Annotated in this window: 21 protein-coding genes; 9 read left to right on the top strand and 12 right to left on the bottom strand. The window is 67.4% G+C overall.

Going from position 1 to position 20,128, the window contains the following annotated elements:
* Nucleotides 1–45 precede the first annotated feature (45 nt).
* On the bottom strand, nt 46–1,614 hold the full coding sequence (locus tag H3H55_RS31585) for an EAL domain-containing protein (RefSeq protein WP_226800429.1): 1,569 nt from the start codon (nt 1,612–1,614) through the stop codon (nt 46–48).
* Here H3H55_RS31585 and H3H55_RS37450 point away from each other — a divergent pair.
* On the top strand, nt 1,541–1,699 hold the full coding sequence (locus tag H3H55_RS37450; protein ID WP_226800655.1) for a hypothetical protein: 159 nt from the start codon (nt 1,541–1,543) through the stop codon (nt 1,697–1,699). The genes H3H55_RS31585 and H3H55_RS37450 overlap by 74 nt on opposite strands.
* Nucleotides 1,700–2,189: 490 nt before the next feature.
* On the opposite strand, the gene H3H55_RS31580 is transcribed toward H3H55_RS37450, so the two are convergent.
* Both H3H55_RS31580 and H3H55_RS31575 read right to left on the bottom strand, forming a co-directional pair.
* The gene (locus H3H55_RS31580; protein WP_193101786.1) at nt 2,190–2,489 is read right to left on the bottom strand and encodes a hypothetical protein; all 300 of its coding nucleotides are present in this window, start codon (nt 2,487–2,489) and stop codon (nt 2,190–2,192) included.
* Between the two features lie 90 nt (nt 2,490–2,579).
* Nucleotides 2,580–3,626, bottom strand: a complete 1,047-nt coding sequence (locus H3H55_RS31575) for an AraC family transcriptional regulator (RefSeq protein ID WP_193101784.1) — start codon at nt 3,624–3,626, stop codon at nt 2,580–2,582.
* A 93-nt stretch (nt 3,627–3,719) separates the two neighbouring features.
* Here H3H55_RS31575 and H3H55_RS31570 point away from each other — a divergent pair, with 93 nt between their 5' ends.
* From H3H55_RS31570 to H3H55_RS31560, 3 genes are all read left to right on the top strand, one after another.
* Nucleotides 3,720–4,658 carry a sterol desaturase family protein gene (locus H3H55_RS31570; protein WP_193101782.1) on the top strand — a complete coding sequence of 313 codons (939 nt, stop codon included), beginning with the start codon at nt 3,720–3,722 and terminating at the stop codon, nt 4,656–4,658.
* A gap of 186 nt (nt 4,659–4,844) precedes the next feature.
* The gene (locus tag H3H55_RS31565) at nt 4,845–5,189 is read left to right on the top strand and encodes a transcriptional regulator (RefSeq protein WP_193101780.1); all 345 of its coding nucleotides are present in this window, start codon (nt 4,845–4,847) and stop codon (nt 5,187–5,189) included.
* Nucleotides 5,190–5,277: 88 nt separating this feature from the next.
* Nucleotides 5,278–5,520: an energy transducer TonB gene (locus tag H3H55_RS31560; RefSeq protein WP_226800642.1), complete on the top strand. Its 243-nt coding sequence runs from the start codon at nt 5,278–5,280 to the stop codon at nt 5,518–5,520.
* A gap of 64 nt (nt 5,521–5,584) precedes the next feature.
* Here the strand turns inward: H3H55_RS31560 and H3H55_RS31555 are convergent, their stop codons facing one another.
* Complete coding sequence (locus H3H55_RS31555) at nt 5,585–6,019, bottom strand: hypothetical protein (RefSeq protein WP_021158004.1); 435 nt, start codon at nt 6,017–6,019, stop codon at nt 5,585–5,587.
* 325 nt (nt 6,020–6,344) lie between these two features.
* Nucleotides 6,345–7,703: an NAD(P)/FAD-dependent oxidoreductase gene (locus tag H3H55_RS31550; RefSeq protein WP_129516253.1), complete on the bottom strand. Its 1,359-nt coding sequence runs from the start codon at nt 7,701–7,703 to the stop codon at nt 6,345–6,347.
* Between the two features lie 99 nt (nt 7,704–7,802).
* Between H3H55_RS31550 and H3H55_RS31545 the strand changes: the two genes are divergently transcribed.
* Complete coding sequence (locus H3H55_RS31545) at nt 7,803–8,756, top strand: LysR family transcriptional regulator (RefSeq protein ID WP_129516254.1); 954 nt, start codon at nt 7,803–7,805, stop codon at nt 8,754–8,756.
* A 34-nt stretch (nt 8,757–8,790) separates the two neighbouring features.
* On the opposite strand, the gene H3H55_RS31540 is transcribed toward H3H55_RS31545, so the two are convergent.
* On the bottom strand, nt 8,791–8,988 hold the full coding sequence (locus H3H55_RS31540) for a hypothetical protein (RefSeq protein ID WP_193101777.1): 198 nt from the start codon (nt 8,986–8,988) through the stop codon (nt 8,791–8,793).
* 192 nt (nt 8,989–9,180) lie between these two features.
* Between H3H55_RS31540 and H3H55_RS31535 the strand changes: the two genes are divergently transcribed.
* Nucleotides 9,181–10,104 carry an AraC family transcriptional regulator gene (locus H3H55_RS31535; protein ID WP_193101775.1) on the top strand — a complete coding sequence of 308 codons (924 nt, stop codon included), beginning with the start codon at nt 9,181–9,183 and terminating at the stop codon, nt 10,102–10,104.
* Between the two features lie 144 nt (nt 10,105–10,248).
* A complete protein-coding gene (locus tag H3H55_RS31530) occupies nt 10,249–11,136 on the top strand; it encodes an NAD(P)H-binding protein (RefSeq protein ID WP_193101773.1) in 888 nt (295 codons plus the stop codon).
* Between the two features lie 43 nt (nt 11,137–11,179).
* Here the strand turns inward: H3H55_RS31530 and H3H55_RS31525 are convergent, their stop codons facing one another.
* The 6 genes from H3H55_RS31525 to H3H55_RS31500 form a co-directional block, all read right to left on the bottom strand.
* Complete coding sequence (locus H3H55_RS31525) at nt 11,180–12,382, bottom strand: benzoate/H(+) symporter BenE family transporter (protein WP_193101771.1); 1,203 nt, start codon at nt 12,380–12,382, stop codon at nt 11,180–11,182.
* 186 nt (nt 12,383–12,568) lie between these two features.
* Nucleotides 12,569–13,594, bottom strand: a complete 1,026-nt coding sequence (locus tag H3H55_RS31520) for a fatty acid desaturase (RefSeq protein ID WP_193101770.1) — start codon at nt 13,592–13,594, stop codon at nt 12,569–12,571.
* An 84-nt stretch (nt 13,595–13,678) separates the two neighbouring features.
* Complete coding sequence (locus H3H55_RS31515) at nt 13,679–14,437, bottom strand: ABC transporter permease (protein WP_193101768.1); 759 nt, start codon at nt 14,435–14,437, stop codon at nt 13,679–13,681.
* Nucleotides 14,434–15,372, bottom strand: a complete 939-nt coding sequence (locus H3H55_RS31510; RefSeq protein WP_193101766.1) for an ABC transporter ATP-binding protein — start codon at nt 15,370–15,372, stop codon at nt 14,434–14,436. The genes H3H55_RS31515 and H3H55_RS31510 overlap by 4 nt, the downstream gene beginning before the upstream one ends.
* Nucleotides 15,369–16,592, bottom strand: a complete 1,224-nt coding sequence (locus H3H55_RS31505) for an ABC transporter permease (protein WP_193101764.1) — start codon at nt 16,590–16,592, stop codon at nt 15,369–15,371. Before H3H55_RS31505 ends, H3H55_RS31510 begins: the two co-directional genes overlap by 4 nt.
* Complete coding sequence (locus tag H3H55_RS31500; RefSeq protein ID WP_129516263.1) at nt 16,589–17,512, bottom strand: ABC transporter substrate-binding protein; 924 nt, start codon at nt 17,510–17,512, stop codon at nt 16,589–16,591. Before H3H55_RS31500 ends, H3H55_RS31505 begins: the two co-directional genes overlap by 4 nt.
* 664 nt (nt 17,513–18,176) lie before the next feature.
* On the opposite strand from H3H55_RS31500, the gene H3H55_RS31495 reads away from it, so the two are divergent.
* A complete protein-coding gene (locus H3H55_RS31495) occupies nt 18,177–19,277 on the top strand; it encodes a porin (RefSeq protein WP_193101762.1) in 1,101 nt (366 codons plus the stop codon).
* A gap of 22 nt (nt 19,278–19,299) precedes the next feature.
* On the top strand, nt 19,300–20,124 hold the full coding sequence (locus tag H3H55_RS31490; protein ID WP_193101760.1) for a phosphate/phosphite/phosphonate ABC transporter substrate-binding protein: 825 nt from the start codon (nt 19,300–19,302) through the stop codon (nt 20,122–20,124).
* The last annotated feature ends 4 nt before the right edge of the window (nt 20,125–20,128 follow it).

The following is a 20,128-nucleotide window of genomic DNA, read 5'->3' as shown; positions in this document are numbered from 1 at the left end:
GTCCGGTGTGCGGCACGGTGGCCGCCCGCATCGGCAGCCACGCCGCTACACCCGCACCACATCGCGCTTCAGTTTCTCCACCCGCTGCGGCCGCTGATACAGATACCCCTGCGCATACTGAATCCCGACCGCATGCAGCGCACGATGCTGCGCTTCCGTCTCCACGCCTTCCGCGATGATCTTCAGGTCGTAGTGATGCGCGACGGCCGCGATCCCCTCGATCAGCCCTGCGCCACCGCCGTTCAGTTGCGCAACGAACTGGCGATCGATCTTCACGTAGTCGAACGGGAAGCGCGACAGCATGTCGAGATTGCTGTGATGCGTGCCGAAATCGTCGATCGCGAACTTCGCGCCTTTCGACCTGAGCGCCTGGAAGATCGCGGTGGTCCGTGCGTTCTTTTCGAGCAGGATGCGCTCGGTGACTTCGAGCACCAGCGTAAAACCGGGCGGCAGCGCGCGGATCGCGTCCTCGACGACGGACACGAACCGCGCGCGCTCGAGATCCTTCGGCGCGATGTTCACGGCGATGCGCAGCGGCGCGGACGGCGTGAGCGCGGCCAGTTCGGACACGGTGGTCCGCAGCACGAACTCCGTCACCTTGGGCAGCACCGCGCTCGATTCCACCTGCGGGATGAACAGGGCCGGGCTGATGGCCCCCCACTTCGGATGCTGCCAGCGCAGCAGCGCCTCGACGCCGACCATCCTGCGCGTCTGGACATCGACGATCGGCTGGTAGACGACATGGAACTCGTTGCGCCTGAGTGCCTGGCGAACGGCCTTCAGCAACAGCCGCCGCGGCGCCATCGCCAGCAGGTAGGCAGCGATTACGAGGCCATCCGCCAGCAGCGCGATCGTGATGCCGATCAGCCGATCGTGGCGCCGGACCTGCGACGCATAGTGCGCCGATGCGGCAACCGACACCGTGAACGGCCAGCGGTGCGACGTGATCGCGCTGCCGCCCGCGGGGCCCGCGCCCGCTTCCGGCATGAACTTCCCATGCTGGTCGAGACGGCCCGAACCCGCGATCGACAGCGTGGCGGTTCCGGTACTGTCGCGGGTGCTGCGTGCGAGCGCGTCGGCCACGTAGTCGCCCTCGATCAGGTACAGGACACCCGCGCCGCGCGCGGTGGCGCGAAACACGGACAGCACCGGGATGCCGTGCTGAAACGGCGTCTGGCGCAGCAACGTGACGATCATCGATCCCGGTTCCGGCTCGCGCGTGTAGGCGTCGAGCGGCACGTCGATCGCGCCGAGCGCCGATGAGCACATGACGCGGCCGTCCTTCACCAGCCCGACGGCACGCAGGTAGCGCAGACGGGTGCCGATTTCGGCCAGCGTCCGGAATACCGTCGCGCATGGCCGCCCGACGAGCGCGGTCAGCTCGTCCGCATGCCGCAGGCGAACGCCGTCCAGGATGCGGTCCACCGATGCCACGCTGTCGTTCGCGACAGCGCGTTCATGCGCGGTGACGGCCTCACGCGCGCAGCGATCGGCAAGCACGATCGCGAATACGGGCACGAGCACGCAAACGATTACGGCGATGAACAAGACAACCCGCGGCCATGCGCCGCTGCGCTGGAAAACTGGCTTCGAGCCTGGCGTGAGCGCCGACATTCCCGCGGTTGCCTTTGGTGTTGTGCGCATGGAGTGGCAAGCCGAACCGGTTGATGCGCAAACCGCGCGCATGCGTCATGCCTGATCCGGACGATGCCCCTCGCGCGCCGGTATCGCGATGCTAATCGATTCAACGGTCGCGATGGGCATGGGCGGCAGCACCGTCGCGATCGGCCATTCATTCCGGCGGCTTCGCGCTATAACATGCGCAGACTGCGCATATATATTGACGTAGCACACCGAAAAAAACCCCGGCCGCAGGGTCGTGCGGCCGGGATGAAAAGACACCGTCTCTTGGCACGAGGATGGTGCGCGGCAAGTATAAGATGTGACGCGCGATTACGAAATATTGTTATTTAACAATTGGTGCAGTTTTGTGATTGCATCTCGACAAGAAATATTTTCGTGAGACGCCGTTTTCGGCGGTTTGCTGCCGCGCCGTGACGCCGTCACAGGAGCGCGCGGACCACGGTCGAAAGGAGAACGACAGGAATCGCCGACATATTCATGCCGGTGGCGAAGCGGTCTGACGTTGAACGAACGATGCCATGCCGGCGCGTCGCACCGGCCGCGATTCAGAAATCGTTGCGCATCTTGTGCAGCAGGTCGCCGGGCGATTGGTGCGTGTCGACCGCGGTTAGCACATCGGTCAGGAACCACGGCAGGTTCAGCTGCGTATCGGAATCGCCGACGCATACGCGGATCGGCGGCGCCTTGGACGGCGAGTGGGCGTCTTGCGCGGCGCCCCGGGACGGGACGCAATTCTTCGCGTACGCCGGAACCGGCGCGGCGGCGCCGGATGGGGCGCCGGCGGCTGCCGGCAAGCTGACGGCGGCAAGCAGGGTCAGTACAGCGACAGTGGCAACGCGTTTCATGGGAGTCTCCGGCGATGCTGGTTCGACCGCGCGGGCCGGCGCGAGTTCGGCGGCTGCGCGGCTACGTCACTCGCTTACCCGTTCATCCGTTCATCCGCGCGCGACGCTTGCCGCCCGCGCCGGCTGCCGGCTGCGCCACTGCTGCGGCGATTCGCCGGTCCAGCGCCGAAAGGCGCGCGTAAACGCGCTGTGTTCCGAATAACCGAGCAGCCAGGCCACTTCCGCGAGCGTCAGCCGCGGATCGTTCAGATGGTCGATCGCGAGCCGCCGCCGCGTGTCCTCGCGCAGGGTCCGGAAGTTGAGCCCGAGTTCGGCAAGCCGGCGATGCAGCGTGCGCGACGACACATGCAGGTCCGACGCGATCTGCTCGATGCTCGCGTCGCCTTGCGTCAGCAAGCGCGCGACGGCTTCGCGCACCGACTGTTCGAGATCGTCCGTCTGCCGCAACTCGGCGAGCAGCGCGCTCGCCTGGCGTTCCATCATCTGCAGCAGCGCGTCGTCCGGCTGGCGCAGCGGCTGCGTGAGCAGGCGCAACGGGAACGCGAGCCGGTTCACCGGCTGGCCGAACCGGACCGGGCAGCCGAAATAGTCGACGTACGGCTGGTCGTCGCCGGGCGACGGATGCACGAAGCAGACTTCGTCGGGCCCGTTGCGCGTGCCGGTGATATTGCGCGCGAACTGGACGATCGCGGTCAGCGCCACTTCATCGACGAGCGGGCCGAGCGGTTCGGGTGCGTCGTGCCATTCGATCGCGACCGAGTTCGCCTCGACCCGTACTTCCATGCGCGCGACGTTCGCGATCAGATGTTCGTATTGCTGCCAGCGTGCGAGCGCGGCGCCGGCGTCGCGGCACGCATGCAATGCGTAGCCGAGCGCGCCGAGATGCGCGGGCGTGATCCGCTGGCCGACGTGCAGGCCGAGCAGCGGATCGTCGAGCGCGCGGACCGCGCATTCGAGCAGGCGCCGCCAATGCGCGCTCGCGTACAGCGTCAGCCCGCGATCGTCCTCGGGCGGCCGCGCCTCGCCGAGTACGCGTGCCGCGTCCTTGCCCTGTTCCGACAGATAGTCGAACAGCAGCCGCACGTAGGTGCTCGAGTAGTAGATGCGCTGTGTCGATAGCGGGGAGGCGGCGGACATGGCGGAAAGTGTCAAGTAATCGTCTGCAAGTGTCAACGCGCGCCGACCTGCACGCGACGATACTGCCCGTCAGTTTCCGATCGAGGCCGCAACATGCCGACCGAGTTGATGACGTGGCTCCATGCGTTCCTGGGTAACGACGTGGACTGGAAGCAGGTGCTGCTGATCGGCATGACGCCGGTCTTCCTGATCGCGTTCGCGATCGAATACGCGGTGGCGACCAAGCGCGGCCGCCGCGCGCCGTTTCGCTGGAAGGAGATCGTCGCGAACCTGTCGCTCGGTGCCGGTTATCAGGTGGCGGAAACCGTGATGGGGCTTCTGTTCACCGGCGCGATCTTCGCGTGGGTCTACCGGCACCGGTTGTTCGATGTGCCGGTAAACGGCTTCACGATCGTGCCGATCTTCGTTTTAGTCGAGTTCTGCTACTACTGGTTTCACCGCACGTCGCACCGCGTGCGCTGGTTCTGGGCCGCGCACGTGCCGCATCACAGCGGCGAAGTGATGAACTTCACGACGGCGATGCGACAGTCGCTGCTGAACGCGTTCGTCGGCGTGTTCGTGTTCTACCTGCCGCCGGTGTGGTTCGGCATTCCGCCCGCCGTCGTGTTGTTCCTGCTCGCGGTCGATCTCGCGTATCAGTACTTCGTGCATACCGAGTCGATCGGGCGCCTGCCGCGCTGGTTCGAGTACGTGTTCGATACACCGTCGAATCATCGCGCGCATCACGGCCGTAATCCGCGTTACATCGACAAGAATTATGGCGGCGTGCTGATCATCTTCGACCGGATGTTCGGCACCTACGTCGAGGAGACGGAGCCGGTCGACTATGGGATCACGCAGCAGATTCGTTCGTATAACTTTCTTGTGCTGAACCTGCACGAGTTCGTCGACATGTGGCGCGACGTGTTCGCGCCCGGGCCGGTCATGCAGCGGCTGAAGCACCTGTGGATGCCGCCCGAGTGGGAGCGACCCGGGCACCGGCCGATCCATACGTGGAGTGTCGAGCGCAAGGGAGAGGAGGACGGCGGGTAAGGTTCGGGCTGGCGGGGTGATCCAAACGTTAACAATCGTTTGGATCACCGGTCGGACGCTTGCGACGCGGAATGCGCTCATTTATTGTGCCGCCACGACCACGCCGACACCGGGCGTCAAGCCAGATCGAAAGGAGCACCCGTCATTACCGCATCGACTCGTCGCACGCATGTCCGTGCATTTCTCGTGGCATCGCTCGCCTATCTCAATCTCGCGCATCCTGCTTCAGCCGCCTATACGGAGGCGTGGATGAGCGACCGTGACGTGAAGGAACAAGCGCGGCAAGTCAAGCATCCGACCGCCGCGGCGAGCAGTTCGACGGCCGCGAAGCCGGTTCGGCCATCCGTTCGATCCGGCGCGACCGGTGCGGTCGTCGCGCATGCCGACGCGAAGCCTGCGGCAAAGTTGCAACCGGTTCCCGCCAAGGCCCCGAAGCTTCAAGAGGCGGGGAGCGCCGATCCGAAGCGGAAAACCGTCGCGAATCCGTCGCGAGCACGGGTGGTACGCACGAGCGCGGCGGTGCGGCCTTGAAGCATTGAATCCACGACGCGCGTCGACGTGTCGCCGCGCTCGGCCATAATCGCAGCATTCGACGGTTACGGAGAATATCGTGTCGCTGATGGACCGTTTGTTGTCACGCGGAGTGCAGAACGCGTCGTCGCGAAGGCAAGTGATCGTGCGTGTGTGGCTCGACGAACAGGGGCGCGTCCGCGATCTCAAGGTCCGACGCAGTTGCGGCGATCCCGCTCTCGACGAGAAAGCGCTTCACGCGATTGCCGTGATGCGCTTCCCTGGCGGCCACCTCGGCTCGGGGGGGAAATCCGCCAAGCGCTGGCACGATCTCAACTATCCGGTGGACTGACGGCGCGCCGCTGCGCGTCGTCGATAGCCGTCACACCACCGGTTGCGACACGGCAACCGTCGATTCAGTGCAGGCCAGCCGATGCGATCGAGCGCACCGTGTCGGTGATGTTCACGCAGCGCGACAGGCCGAAATGCTCGGCTTCGCGGCGTTCCGGTTCGCTGCTCGCAATGCCCACCGCGCGTTCGGGCGGCACGCCGAGCGCTTGAAGCGCGACATCGAAAGGATGCTGATTTGATCCGGAGTCCTGCTGATTGGCGTCCGTGACGACGACCGAGAAGCGGTCGAGGTTCGCGCGGCCGAACTGGCCTTCGAACATGTCGCTGAGCCGTGCGGCCGGCAGCGTCGTGACGAGACCGAGTCGGTATCCTTCTTCCGATGCCCGGTCGAGCCACTGGATGATCGCGTCGCGTTGATGGCGCGATTCGTGCGAATCCGGTGTTGCTTCGATCTGCGCGAATGCTGCGTCGAGACGGGTGACGATGGCTTCGATAACCACGGTGATTCCTCTTCAGAGACGTGATGATCCGTTCGCCGACGGGAATGCCACACACCTTAGCGTCGATCCGGAAAACGCGACCAATTAATATTCTTATCCAACTCATACGATTCAGCTTATGAATCGGGTTGCGAGCCAGCGTGGGCGCGGGATGCGTGTCGCGCAACATGCTCCACGCGAAATGCATCGTATCGACGGCCTTCAATGTGATGCACCAAACTCGCGCACGTTGCGCATGCATCGGTCATATGCATATGAAAAAAACGGCGTATCGGGCGATGCGCGCCCGATACGCCGTCTTGCGATGCCGCGTGTGAACGGTCGATCAGTGCAGCTTGATCGACGGCTGGTTGCGGCTTTGCAGCCAGTGGCTCAGTGACTGGAACAGCGCGCGCTTCACGCCATACACGCTGAACAGGTGCTTGCGGTACAGGAACTTGTACAGGCCGATCGCGGCAAGCCCGTCGACGATCAGCGAGCGCGAACGCACGCCGAGGTCGGCCTGGTACACGGCGCCGGCGTGCCCGAGCGACACGACGGTGCCCGCATCGCGGAACGTGAAGCCGGCCACCGGCTTGCCGGCGACGCGCCGCGCGAACGCCTGGACCAGATACACGGCCTGCTGGTGCGCGACCTGCGCGCGCGGCGGCAGGAAGCCGCTCGCACCGGCCGACGGGCATGCGGCGCAGTCGCCGAACGCATACACGTGCGGGTCGTCCGGCGTTTGCAGCGTGTCGGTCACGATCACCTGGTTCGACCGGTTGAGCGCGATGTCGCCGATCTGCCGCAGGAGCGCGGGCCCCGCGACGCCGGCCGCCCAGATCGTGATGTCGCTCGCGAGTCGTTCGCCCGTCGCGGTCGTCACGGCATCCGCGCCGACTTCCGCCACGCGGGTATCGGTCAGCACGTCGACGTTCAGCGCGCGCAACTGCGCGTGCATCTTGGCGGACAGCCGTTCGTCGAGCGCCGGCAGGATGCGCGGGCCGCCTTCGATCAGCCGGATGTGCACGTCGCGCGCCGACACCAGCGCCTTGAAGCGATACGTCGTCAGTTGCTGGATCGCGTCCCGCAGCGCGGCGGCCAGCTCGACGCCCGTCGCGCCCGCGCCGATCACGTTGATGCAGATCGGCGCCGCGCGCCGCGCGGGCTGCTGCTCAGCCAGGTGATTCGCCTTCGTGCAGGCCGCGAGGAACTTCCGGCGGAAATCCTCGGCCTGGTCGAGATTTTCAAGTGGCAGCGCATGGCGTGCCGCGCCCGGCACGTTGAAGAAATTCGTCACGCTGCCGACCGCCAGCACGAGATCGTCATAACCGAGCTCGCGCTGCGGCAGGATTTCCGTGCCGTCCGCGTCCTGCACCGCGGCGATGGTCGCCGTGCGTGCGACGCGGTCGACCTGCTGCAGCGCGCCCTGCACGAAGCGGAAACCGTGGCGCTTCGCCTGCGCCGCGTATTCGATCGTGTGGGAAGCCGGGTCGCGATGGCCCGATGCGGCTTCGTGCAGCAGCGGCTTCCAGAAGTGCGTCGGGTAGCGGTCGACGAGCACGACCTCGGCTTGCCCGCGGCGTCCGACCGTATCGCCGAGACGCGTGGCGAGCTGCAGGCCGCCGGCGCCGCCGCCGACGATCACGATGCGCGGCATGCGCGGTGCGCGGTCCGTTGCAAGGTTGGGCGTGATGTTGTCCATGTTGGGCTCCCGCTGATGACGATTCGGATGACATTGCTCAAGAACCGACGATATAGTTTGGAACCCACTCGAACAATTTAATGTTTATAAGCGACTCATATGTATTCACTTATAGGAAAGACCGCGACGTTCCGGCAGCTGAAGGCGCTGGACATGATTGCGCGGCTCGGCAGCGTGTCGCGGGCGGCCGAGGAACTGAACCTGACGCAGCCGGCCGTGTCGCTGCAGGTTCGCCTGCTCGAGGAGGCGGTGGGCGCCGCGTTGCTGCAGCGGGTGGGGCGCGGCGTGCAGCTGACCGCGGCCGGCGAGATCGTGTCGCGCTATGCGCGAGAGATCCTGCATCTGTGGAGCGAGGCCGGCGACGAAGTGGCGGCGCTGACCGGCGATCTCGGCGGCACGCTGCGGATCGGCGCGATCACGACGGCCGAGTACCTGATCCCGCCGCTACTGGTCAAATTCACCGCGACGCGTCCGCATGTGAAGACGTATTTCAAGGTCGGCAATCGCGACGACATCATCCGCATGCTCGCGACGCATGAAATCGATCTCGCGGTGATGGGCAGCGCGCCGAAGGAGCTGCGTACGCATGCGGTCGAGTTCGCGAAGCATCCGATGGTGTTCGTCGCGGCGCCCGGCCATCCGCTGATGCAGCGCAAGCGCGTCGCGCTGAAGGATCTCGAATCCGCGCACCTGCTCGTGCGCGAACGCGGCGCCGGCACGCGCTCGACCGTCGAGACCCTGTTCAAGACGGCCGGGTACCGCTTCCATGTGGGCTCCGAATTGTCGAGCAACGAGGCCATCAAGCAGATGGCCGAAGCCGGGCTCGGTATCGCGTTCCTGTCGTTGCACGCGTGTGCACTCGAACTGCGCACCGGGTTGCTCGGGCAACTGCCGTTCCCCGGCAACCCGATCGAGCGCGAATGGTATGTGGTCACGCTCGCCGACCGGCGCATCTCGCAGGTGACGGGGCTGTTCCGCGACTTCCTGATCAAGCAGGGCGGGCCGGTGATCGACGGCGCGACGGTGGCGCTGCACGAGCGGCGGCGCAAGTAGGCGCAAGCCGGCGGATGCCGCCCGCGCCGGCCGGTCAGACGAGCCCGAAGTCGTCGTTGCTGTCGGGAATCGACGCGAGCAGCCGTTCGAGCCGATACCAGCCGATGATGCGCAGGCACCACGCGACGATGGCGGCGCGGCCGTTGCGGGAGCGAGGGGCCGAGGAAGGGCGGGTGGCGCCGGACGGCGATGGCGCGATGAACGACGCGCGCAGCGGGCAGTAATGGGGCATGACGGTCTCCGTAGGTGTCGGATGGGGCGATCGTAGGGGGCACGACGCCCGCCGGCGCTCACGTTAGGATCGGTTTGAGCAGAAACGGATGATCTTTTTCCGTCGGGCAGGATCCGGCCCCCGCAGGCCCGGCACGCCGGCCGAAAACGCGTCACAATGCGCGTTCGACACACCATCTGGTGGAGCCAAGCCATGAGCGATCCGATTCTCGCCGCGCCGCCGGACAACGGCGTGCCGGTCAGCCTGCGTTCCAGCCGCGGGCTCGGCTGGCGCGGCTTCGGCGCGGCGCTACTCGACATTCGCGCCGGCACGTACCGGATCCCGGCGGCCGACCATCACCGCATCGGCGTGCATATCGGCGGGCCTGTTCGCGCGGACTGCGTGTGCGACGGCGAGCGCGTGTCGCGCATCCAGGCGCATGGCGACGTCGACGTGATTCCGGCCGGCCTGCCCGGCCAGTGGACCGACAGTGCCGACTGCCGGATCCTGCACATCATGCTCAGCGACACGTTCGTGCGGCGCACCTTCGAACACCTCGAACTGAAGCCGTCGCAGGCGCAGATCCGTCGCCGGCTGCAGGTGCGCGATCCGCGCCTGCAGCACATCGCGTGGGCGATGGCCGCCGAACTCGAAGCCGACGATGCGTCCGACCCGCTCTACGCGGAAAGCCTGTGCACGGCGCTCGTCGCGCGACTGGTCGACAGCCAGCCGGCATTCCGCGAGCGCCGGCGCACGCTCGCGCCGAAGGCCGCGGCGCGCGTGATCGACTATGTCGAGGCGAATCTCGACCGGCGCATGACGCTGGCCGAACTCGCGGCGCTCGTGTCGATCAGCGTGCCGCACTTCAAGGTACTGTTCCGCGAAACGGTCGGGATGCCCGTGCACCAGTACGTCGTGCGGCGCCGTGTCGAGCGCGCGAAGGCGCTGCTGCTCGAAGGCCGACTCAGCATCAGCCAGATCGCGCTGGAAGCCGGGTTCGCGCACCAGAGCCACATGGCGAACTGGATGAACCGCGTGCTCGGCGCGACGCCGACGGAGATCGTGCGGTCGGGGGCGCGAGGCGCGTTGCGGCTCGCGTATGACGGCGAAGAAGGCGCGAAGCCCTCACCTCGATAGCCTCCCGGCAGCCATGCGGGCCGCGCGATCGATGCGCGACCCCGCATCCCGTCATCCTTTCCTGCTCGATTCATCCCTCCCTGCGCGCCGTCCGGCCCGCGCGTGCCGACAATCACCTCACCTTCATCCCCCTAGGAGCGGATCGTGTTCGTGATCTTCGGTGCATCCGGCAACGTCGGCCTGTCGACCGTCACAACCTTGCGCAATGCCGGCCATCCCGTGCGCGCGGTGCTGCGCGACGCACGCCATCGTGAACGTTTCGAGCAACTCGGCTGCGACGTGGCCATCGCGGCGCTGACGGACGAGCGCGCGATCGCGTCGGCGATCGACGGCGCGCAGGCCGTGCAGATGCTGTGCCCGGTGCCCGTCGCCGATCCCGATCCGGCCGCGACGATGGCGCGGACGATCGACGTCGCGACCGCCGCGCTCGCCGCGAACCCGCCGCCGGCGCTGCTCGCGCTGTCGGACTACGGCGCGGAGCGCGACGGCAATACGGGCATCACCCGCCTGTTCCATCTCCTCGAACAGCGGCTGAAGACGATCCCGACGCAACTGACGCTGCTGCGTTCGGCCGAGCATCTGCAGAACTGGACGCGGATCCTGCCGGTCGCGCTCGGGACCGGCGTGCTGCCGAGCTTTCATCATCCGGTCGGCAAGGTCTTTCCGACGGTCTGGGCGCCCGATGTGGGCGTCGTCGCGGCGCGGCTGCTGCTCGATGTGCCCGAAGGCGGCAACGGGCCGCGCATCGTCAGCATCGAAGGGCCGCGGCGGGTGAGCGTGACGGCGATCGCGGACACGCTCGGCGCGGCAGCCGGCCGCGCGATCGTCGCGCACGAGCTGCCGCGCGACACATGGGCGGCGACGCTGCTGCGCGCGGGCCTCAGCGAACGCCATGCGCAGCTGATCGTCGATCTCTACGACGTGCACAACGCGGGGCAGATCGACGTCGAGGCCGGCGTGTCCGAGCGGCTTTACGGCACGACGACGCTGGTGGATGCGCTCGCGCAACTGGTGCGCCAGCACGCGCGGTGACCGAGGCGGCGGCGTGCGATGCGCACGATAGGCACCACGTGCATTACGCCGGCCGCCGCACCTTGTTCAGCACCGCATACGACAGCGACCCGATCACGATCCCCCAGAACGCGGAGCCGAGGCCGAGCCAGGTCATCCCCGACGCGGTCGCGAGGAACGTGATCAGCGACGCTTCGCGGTGGTTCTCGTCCTCGAAGATGCCGTGCACGTTCGCGCCGATCGCGCCGATCAGCGCGAGCCCCGCAAGGATCGCGACGAACGCTTTCGGCAGCGCGAAGAACACCGTGACGATCGTGCCCGCGAAGAGGCCGCCGATCAGGTAGATCGCGCCGTTCGCGAGCCCCGCGACATAACGCCGGTCCGGATCCTCGTGCGCATCCTTGCCCGTGCACAACGCGGCGGTGATCGCCGCGACGACGATCGTGATCCCGCCGAAGCACGCGACGACGAGCGACATCACGCTGGTCGCCGTGATGATGGGCCGCGCATTCGTGTGATAACCGGACACGCGCAGGATCGTCATCCCCGGCAGGAACTGGCCGGTGAGGCTGACGACGACGAGCGGCAGCGCGAGGCTGAGCGTCGTGCCGAGGGTCCATTCGGGCGCGATGAAGATCGGCCGCGCGATGCTCGGCGATACGTTGCCGAGATGCGTCATCCCGAGCAGCGTCGCGAGCGCGGCGCCCGTCAGCAGCACGAGCACGATGCTGTAGCGCGGCAGCAGGCGCTTGAAGATCACGTAGGCAGCGATCATCCCGAACGCGAGCGCGGGCTGCTCGGACGCGGCGGCGAACGCATGCGTGCCGAACGGCAGCAGGATGCCGGCCATCATCCCGCACGCGATGCCGCGCGGAATGTGGCGCACGAGCCGGTCGAAATAACCGGTGACGCCGATCAGCAGGATGATCAGCGCGGCTGTGATGTACGCGCCGACGGCCTGGTTGAGCGTCAGTTGCGGAAACAGGCCGACGAGCAGCGCGGTGCCGGGCGCCGACCATGCGGTGATCACCGGCACCTTCAGCTTCCAGCTCGCGAACAGGCCCGACACGCCCGCGCCGATCGAGATCGCCCAGACCCACGACGACACCATCGCGTTGGATGCGTGAGCCGCCTGCGCGGCCTGGAAGAAGATCGCGAGCGGGCCCGCGTAGGAAATCAATACCGCGAGAAAGCCCGCGGTGATCGCGGAAACGGACCAGTCGTTGCCGATCGCGCGGATCGCGCCGGGCGGGGTGTTCGGTTGCATCGTCGTCGGGGAATGCGGCGCGCGGCCGGGAGGCAGAGCCGGGGCGAATGATTGTTGGAAGCCCCGGATGAGCCGCCATTCTGGACATTGCCGGCGCAATTGGCAATTCTCCGGCGATGTCGGCTTTTCGTAAGAAATAGACAGCAAGACGGGCCGGTCGACGACGAAGCGCGAGCCCGTCGAACGCTACGTGCTGATCTGCAGCACCTGGTCGACCACCGCCACTTTCACCCCGCTCCCCGTCGACAGCGACGCCGTGCCCTGGTCGAACGGATGCACGGGCGTATCGGTCGGCGTCCACGCATGGCGCGTCAGCAGTTCGCGATAGCCGCCTCGGATCACGAAGCCGCCGTTTTTTTCGGCATACGCGTCGCGCCGCATCCGGTACGCGCGCGGCAGGTCGTACCACGGCAGCTTCGGCAGGTCGTGATGGACGAGGTGGTAGTTGTTGTTCAGGTACAGCAGCCGCATCGCGAAACCGGCTTCGTTGATCGCGATACGCGCCTTCGGATGCCGCGCGGCGCGGTGCTCGTACAGCGAGCGGATCATCGCGAGCGACAGCGCGGGCCACGTGACCGCCAGCAGGTAGTACCACCATGGCACGCCGATCGCCCATTGCAGCCACGCGAGCAGCGCGACCACGCATGTCACGTGCGTCACCCACATCGGCACATAACGGAAGTCGCCGCGTCGGAACGCGGCGAACGCGTCGGCGAACATCGCGGCGATGGCGAGCGGCGGCCCGACGACGATCCGTCCGGCAAAGGTCTTGCGCGCGACCGTCGCCACGCGGCGCCAGCGCGGCAGCCGCGCCCAGCGTTCGCGCGATACGTAGTTCGTTTCGGGATCGACGCCCGGCACGGTCAGGTCTTCGTCGCGATGATGGTCGAGATGGGTGTCGCGATATAGCGCGTACGGATACCAGACCGTCAGCGGCGGATAACCGAGCAGCTTGTTCACGAACGCGGAGCGCGTCGGATGGCCGTGCAGCAACTCGTGCTGCAGCGACAGGTGCCATGCGCCGAGCAGGATCAGCGGCGGCGTCGCGGCCACGAGCGACAGGCGCTCGGCGCGCACGAGCAGCAGCACGGCGAGCCAGCCGCCGTAGATCGCGACGATCAGCAGCCAGGTCGGCCATTCGGTGCGGGCGGTGAAGCGGGCGTCGAGCGCGGCAATCGCGTGCGCGTGGTCGACGTCGAAGTATTCGGCCATGGTGCGGTGACGGAAGAGCGGGCCGACGCGGTGCGCCGGCCGGGACAACAACGAGCGAAAACGGAAAACGGCGACGAGCGCCGGTCAGTCGGGCGCGAGCCGCGCGGCGGCCGGCGCGCATGCGCGGCCGGCCTGGCCGAGCACGTCGTAGACCGCGACCGCGAGCAACGCGACGACGATCCCGCCCTGCAGCACGAACGCGGTATTCGACGTCTGCAGGCCCGCGATGATCACGTCGCCGAGCCCTTTCGCGGCGACCGTCGAACCGATCGTCGCGGTGCCGAGATTGATCACGACCGCGAGCCGGATGCCGTTCAGGATCACCGGGAACGCGAGCGGCAGCTCGACCGCGAACAGCTGCTGGCGCGCGCTCATGCCCATCCCGCGCGCGGCGTCGAGCGTCGCGGCCGGAATGTCGCGCAGCCCCGCGATCGTGCTCTCGAACACGGGCAGCAGCCCGTACAGCACGAGCGCGATCAGTACAGGCTTCACGCCGAAGCCGACGGCCGGCACCGCGAGCGCGAGCACTGCGACGGGCGGAAAGGTCTGGCCGATGTTGACGATGCTGCGCGCGATCGGCAGGAAGTCGGCGCCTGCCGGCCGTGTGACGAACACGCCGGCCGCCAGCGCCACGAGCGCGCCGACCGCACTGGAAACCGCGACGATCGCGAGATGCGCCAGTGTCAGGTCGAGCAGGCTCGCACGGTCGTAGAGCGCCGGCGCGCCGTTGTCGGCGAACGGCGCGAACAGCGGCGCAAGCCATTCGCCGCGGAACAGCAGCACGAGCAGCGCGGCGAGTACGGCGGCGCGTGCGGCGCCGGAAGCGAATGCGGCGAGCCTCATCGCGGCTGCCTCGCACGCGCGACGATCGCAGGCAGCGAGATCCGGCCGTTCACGCGGCCGTCCGCGTTGGCAACCGGCAGCGCATCGACGCCGCGCCACAGCAGCTCGGCGATCGCGTCGCGCAGCGACGCGGAACCGGGCAGCGGCGTGCCGTCGGCCGTACCGGGTTCGACCGCTTCGTCGACGCGGGTCAGCGCAAGCAGCCTGAGCGGCCGGTCGTCGCCGGCGACGAGCTGTTCGACGAAACCGGGTGCGGGCCGCGCCAGGATATCGGCGGGCGGCGCGGCCTGCAGCACGCGTCCGCGATCCATCACGACGATCGTGTCGCCGAGCTTCAGCGCTTCCTCCATGTCGTGCGTGACGATCACGACCGTGATGCCGAGGCGGCGCTGCAGCGCGAGCAGGTCGTCCTGCGCCTTGTTCCGGATGATCGGGTCGAGCGCACCGAATGGCTCGTCCATCAGCAGGATGCGGGGCTCGGCCGCGAGCGCGCGCGCGACGCCGACGCGCTGCTGCTGACCGCCCGACAGTTCGTGCGGCAGCTTGTCCGCGTGCACGGCCGGATCGAGTTCGAACAGCGCGAGCAGCTCGCGCACGCGCGCGTCGATTCGATCGGCGGGCCAGCCGAGCAGTCGCGGCACGGTCGCGATGTTGCGCGCGACGCTCCAGTGCGGAAACAGCCCATGCCCCTGGATCGCATAACCGATGCCGCGGCGAAACTGCTCGGGCGCGACGGTTGCGGTATCGACGCCGTCGACGCGGATCGTGCCGCTCGTCGGCGCGATCAACCGGTTGATCATCCGCAGCAGCGTCGACTTGCCGCTGCCCGACGCGCCGACGAGCGCGGCGATCGTGCCGCGGCGAATCGACAGCGTGACGTTGTCGACGGCAATCTGTTCGCCGAAGCGGCGGCTCACGTGTTCGATCTCGATCATGCCCGGCGTCCTTTCGCGAGTGCGGTGGCGGCGTCGAACACGACGGCGGCGGCGAGTGCCAGCGCGATCGTCGGGATCGCGCCGAGCAGCACGAGGTCGGTCGCCGACTGTCCGATGCCCTGGAAGATGAAGGTGCCGAAGCCGCCGCCGCCGATCAGCGCGGCGACCGCGGCGAGGCAGATGTTCTGCACGAGCACGATGCGCACGCCGCTCAGGATCACCGGCAGCGCCAGCGGCAGCTCGATCTGGAGCAGCCGCTGCGCGCGCGTCATGCCCATCGCGGCGGCGGCTTCGACCGCATGCGGCGGAATCTGCCGCAGCCCGACCACGACGCTCGACGCGATCGGCAGCAGCGAGTACAGGAACAGCGCGAGCGCGGCGGGCGCGGCGCCGATGCCGCGGATGCCGAGCGCGGCCGCGAGCGGCACGTGCGCGGCGAGCAGCCCGAGCGGCACCATCAGAAGCCCGTACATCGCGATGCTCGGAATCGTCTGCACGATATTGAGCGCAGGCAGCAGCACGCCGCGCAGCGCGGCCGAGCGCGCGCATGCGACGCCGAGCGGCACGCCGGCCGCGATCGCGGCGGCGACCGAGCCGCCGACCAGCGCCGTGTGTCGACTGGCCTCCTGCCAGAACGTGTCGGCGCGCGCCGCGTATTCCTGCATGACGGAGAGACCGTCCCACCAGCCGGCATGCAGCAGCGCGGCGAGCACGGCGCATGCGGCGGCCAGCGCGGCGAGGCGTCTGACCGGGCCGAGCGCGAGCCGCGCGGACGCATCGACCACCAGCGCGGCGTACGCGAAGAACAGCAGCCACGCGCCGGTGGCCGGCGACACGCGCGCGAGCGGGTTGTCGTCGGTGACGAGATGGGCCGGCACATGGCCGACGAGCGCGCCGAGGCCGAGCAGCAGCACCGCGCCCGCCGCGAAACGCGGCGCCGGGCGACTGCGCAGCAGCGCGAACAGCGCGCTCGCCGCGCCGGCCGCGTACAGCGTCATGGCTTGCCAGTGCGGGAAGATCTCCGCGAGCGCGAGATCGTGCCCGGCGACGATCCGGTTCGCGCGGAACGTGACGAACGGCGCAAACGCGAGCGCCGCCGCGATGGTGCCGGCGATCAGCACGCCGACGCGGTCGACGCGCGCCGTGCGCACGCGGGCGGCATCGGCGGTCGAACCGGCTTGCGCACGACCGGGGGCCGCTGCGTGCGCACCGGCGATCATTTGACGAAACCCTTCGACTTCAGATAACCGGCGGCGACGGCCGACGCGGGTTCGCCGTTCAGCTGGATGCGGCTGTTGAGCGTCTGCAGCGTCTTCAGGTCGAGGCTCGCGAACACCGGCTTCAGATAGTCGGCGATCTGCGGATGCGCTTTCAGCACCGCTTCGCGGATCACCGGCGCCGGTGCGTAGACGGGCTGTACGTGCTTCGCGTCGTCGAGCACGACGAGGCCGCTCGATGCGATGCCGCCGTCGGTGCCGTAGACCATCGCGGCGTTCACGCCGTCGGTCTGGTTCGCCGCGGCCTTGATCGTCGCGGCCGTGTCGCCGCCCGACAGCACGAGCAACTGATCCTGCTTCAGCTTGAAGCCGTATGCCTTCTCGAACGACGGCAGCGCGGACGCGCTGTTCACGAACTCGGCCGACGCGGCGAGCTTCACCTTGCCGCCGTTGCCGGCCCATTTGCCGAAGTCGTCGAACGTCTTCAGCCCGTTCGCCTTCGCGACGGTGCCGAGCACGGCGACGCCCCACGTGTTGTTGGCCGGCGCGGGCGTGAGCCAGACGAGATGGTTCGCCGCGTAGTCGAGTTGCTTCGCGGTGTCATAGCCTTTTGCCGCGTCCTTCCACACCGGATCGTCGGCCTTGTTGAAGAAGAATGCGGCGTTGCCCGTGTATTCCGGATAGATGTCGATCTCGCCGGTCGTCAGCGCCTTGCGCACGATCGGCGTGGTGCCGAGCCCGATCTTGTCGGTGACGGCGATGCCGTGCGACTTCAGCACCTGCGAAATCAGGTTGCCGAGCAGGTTGCCTTCGGTGTCGATCTTCGACGAGACCGTGATCGACGGCGCGGCGCAGACGGCGGCGGAAGCGGTGGCGGCGACGGCGGCGATGCCAAGGCGGCGGATCGAGCGGATGAATGTCATGGGGGACCGGGGCTCCAGCGTGTTGTCGAGGCTTGCCGAATGCCGCGCCGCGTGGCGTGTCGTGCGCGCGGGCATCGGGGCGCCCGTCGCGCGGGTGACGCGACGGATGCAACCTGCGAAACGGCCGGCCCGGTGTGCCGGCCGCTTTGCGACGTGCGGGCGAACCGCAGGCGGCTCGCGACGATTCGGAAGGAAAGCGAACTGTACCGAGCCGATGCCGGACGGCCAATCAATCGATTCGCATTTGCTTATCGCGATGGCTCACAAGGGGCGTGTGCAATGGGGCGAATGGTTGCCGGCGACCGCGATGTCAGTGGTGCGCTTTGCCGTTCTCGCCTCTTGTTCGGTGGTGCTTCCATGCACCTCGAACCTGGGCAGACCGATGTTCCGGCAGCTACTTTGTGGCGGGAGCGTTGTTTTTCTGCTGATAGTGGATCGTTTGTTTTAATTTCTGTGAATAAATAACGAAAAAATAAAGGGTCGCATGATCTTGTGAGCCCGTATCCTGCGACGGGTCTGTCAGCGGGGGCGACGGGGCGCGGATCGTGCAAAAACGGGAATCGAATTCTCGATTCGTTCGTTGGCGCGCGCCGGTCGCGTCGATATAGTCCCGCATTCCCCGCAGACGGTTCGCATGTCTGAACAAATAAAACGGAACATCCCGATGAAGAAACTCCTGTTCGCGCTGCCTCTCGCCGCGGCCGCTACCGCCCACGCGCAAAGCAGCGTCACGCTGTACGGCATCGTCGAGGATGGCGTCGACTACGTGTCGAACGTGCAAGGCAAGCATCTCGTGCAGCTCGCATCGGGCGTAACCGCCGGCAGCCGCTGGGGCGTGCGCGGCACCGAGGATCTCGGCGGGGGCCTGAGCGCGATCTTCCGGCTCGAAAGCGGCTTCGACATCAACTCCGGCCGGCTCGGCAGCGGGCTCGCGTTTTCGCGCAATGCCTACGTCGGCCTGAACGACACGAAGCTCGGCACGCTCACGCTCGGCCGCCAGTGGGATTCGATCGTCGACTACGTCGAGCCGTTCACGCTGAACGGCAACATCGGCGGCTACTACTTCGCGCACCCGAACGACATGGACAACACCGACAACGGCTTCCCGATCTCGAACGCGGTCAAGTACCGCAGCCCGACGATCGCGGGCTTCACGTTCGGCGGCCTCTATGCGTTCGGCGGGCAGCCGGGGCGTTTCTCCGACAACGCGACGTTCAGCGTCGGTGCGAACTATGCGGCGGGCCCAGTCGGCGTCGGCATCGGTTATCTGCGGATCAACAACCCGGGCGTGTCGACGCAGGGCTACCAGAACTATCCGGGCTTCACGAACGCGATCTACGGCAACTACCTGGATGCGGCGCGTGCGCAGAAGGTGTTCGGCGTCGGCGCGTCGTACCAGGTCGTGCAGTGGCTGAAGCTGCTGGCCGACTTCACGAACACGAACTTCCAGCAGGGCAGCGCGGGGCACGACGCGACGTTCCAGAACTACGAGCTGTCGACGCTCATCACGCCGACACCCGCTGTGACGGTCGGCGCGGGCTACACGTACACGACGGGCCGCGACCACGCGACGAACGCGGAGCCGAAGTATCACCAGTTCAACCTGAGCGTCGAATACGCGCTGTCCAAGCGCACGAGCGTGTATGTGATGGGCGCGTTCCAGAAGGCGGCGGGCGATGCGCCGGTCGCGCAGATCGCGGGTTTCAATCCGTCGAGCAATCAGAAGCAGGCAGTCGGGCGTGCCGGCATTCGCCACCTGTTCTGAGCCCAGACCGTAGAATGCGCGCATGAGCTCATGGATCGCCGGACTGCCGATGTACAACGTGACGCCGCGCCACGCCGCGCTGTGGCATGCGCTGCTGCTCGACGTGCTCGACGCGTTCGCGAACGCGGGCGGGCCGGCCGGCGTCGCGCTGCTCGACGAGCCGTTCGGCGACCTGCACGCGCTGTGGCGGCGCGATGATCTGCTGCTGTCGCAGACATGCGGTTATCCGTATCGGATGCTCGGCCTGCGCGATACCGTGCGATTGATCGCGACACCGGTTTTCAATGCGGACGGCTGCCACGGCGCGCGCTACAGCAGCGTGCTGGTCGTGTCGGCGCGTGTGCATGCGGGCGGTGCGACGACGCTTGCCGCCTGTCGCGGGCTGCGGGCCGCATTCAACGGCGAGGATTCGCACAGCGGGATGAACGCGTTACGGCATGCGGTTGCGCCGCATGCGCACGACGGCCGTTTCTTCGGATCGGTCACGGCGTTCGGCTCGCACCTGAACGTGCTGCGTGCGCTGGCTGTCGGCGATGCCGATTGCGCGGCGATCGACTGCGTGACGTTCGCATATGTGAAGGACGCGTTGCCCGAGCTGCTGCACGACGTCCGGATCATCGGAAAGACGGCATCCGCGCCGGGCTTGCCGTTGATCGCGTCGCGTACGCTGGAGGAACCGCAGGTGGCCGCGTTGAGGGACGCGCTCGATCGCGCGGTGTCGGTGGATACGGAGCGTGCGCGCGTGCTGCGGCTGAAGGGGTTCGAGCGGCTCGCGCCCGATGCCTATGACGCGATCGAACGATTCGCGCGGGATGCGGCCGCGCACGGGTATCCGGCGCTGGCCTGATACG

Source organism: Burkholderia sp. Z1, from assembly GCF_014893795.1.
Classification (GTDB): domain Bacteria; phylum Pseudomonadota; class Gammaproteobacteria; order Burkholderiales; family Burkholderiaceae; genus Burkholderia; species Burkholderia theae.
The sequence above is the reverse complement of the archived record's forward strand: the minus strand, read 5'-3'. Positions and strand labels throughout refer to the sequence as shown.

Coding starts and splice junctions, on each gene's coding strand:
- H3H55_RS37450 (WP_226800655.1), top strand. CDS start 1,541: ATGAACAAGACAACCCGCGGCCATGCGCCGCTGCGCTGGAAAACTGGC.
- H3H55_RS31585 (WP_226800429.1), bottom strand. CDS start 1,614: ATGTCGGCGCTCACGCCAGGCTCGAAGCCAGTTTTCCAGCGCAGCGGC.
- H3H55_RS31580 (WP_193101786.1), bottom strand. CDS start 2,489: ATGAAACGCGTTGCCACTGTCGCTGTACTGACCCTGCTTGCCGCCGTC.
- H3H55_RS31575 (WP_193101784.1), bottom strand. CDS start 3,626: ATGTCCGCCGCCTCCCCGCTATCGACACAGCGCATCTACTACTCGAGC.
- H3H55_RS31570 (WP_193101782.1), top strand. CDS start 3,720: ATGCCGACCGAGTTGATGACGTGGCTCCATGCGTTCCTGGGTAACGAC.
- H3H55_RS31560 (WP_226800642.1), top strand. CDS start 5,278: ATGGACCGTTTGTTGTCACGCGGAGTGCAGAACGCGTCGTCGCGAAGG.
- H3H55_RS31550 (WP_129516253.1), bottom strand. CDS start 7,703: ATGGACAACATCACGCCCAACCTTGCAACGGACCGCGCACCGCGCATG.
- H3H55_RS31545 (WP_129516254.1), top strand. CDS start 7,803: ATGTATTCACTTATAGGAAAGACCGCGACGTTCCGGCAGCTGAAGGCG.
- H3H55_RS31540 (WP_193101777.1), bottom strand. CDS start 8,988: ATGCCCCATTACTGCCCGCTGCGCGCGTCGTTCATCGCGCCATCGCCG.
- H3H55_RS31535 (WP_193101775.1), top strand. CDS start 9,181: ATGAGCGATCCGATTCTCGCCGCGCCGCCGGACAACGGCGTGCCGGTC.
- H3H55_RS31525 (WP_193101771.1), bottom strand. CDS start 12,382: ATGCAACCGAACACCCCGCCCGGCGCGATCCGCGCGATCGGCAACGAC.
- H3H55_RS31520 (WP_193101770.1), bottom strand. CDS start 13,594: ATGGCCGAATACTTCGACGTCGACCACGCGCACGCGATTGCCGCGCTC.
- H3H55_RS31515 (WP_193101768.1), bottom strand. CDS start 14,437: ATGAGGCTCGCCGCATTCGCTTCCGGCGCCGCACGCGCCGCCGTACTC.
- H3H55_RS31510 (WP_193101766.1), bottom strand. CDS start 15,372: ATGATCGAGATCGAACACGTGAGCCGCCGCTTCGGCGAACAGATTGCC.
- H3H55_RS31505 (WP_193101764.1), bottom strand. CDS start 16,592: ATGATCGCCGGTGCGCACGCAGCGGCCCCCGGTCGTGCGCAAGCCGGT.
- H3H55_RS31500 (WP_129516263.1), bottom strand. CDS start 17,512: ATGACATTCATCCGCTCGATCCGCCGCCTTGGCATCGCCGCCGTCGCC.
- H3H55_RS31495 (WP_193101762.1), top strand. CDS start 18,177: ATGAAGAAACTCCTGTTCGCGCTGCCTCTCGCCGCGGCCGCTACCGCC.
- H3H55_RS31490 (WP_193101760.1), top strand. CDS start 19,300: ATGAGCTCATGGATCGCCGGACTGCCGATGTACAACGTGACGCCGCGC.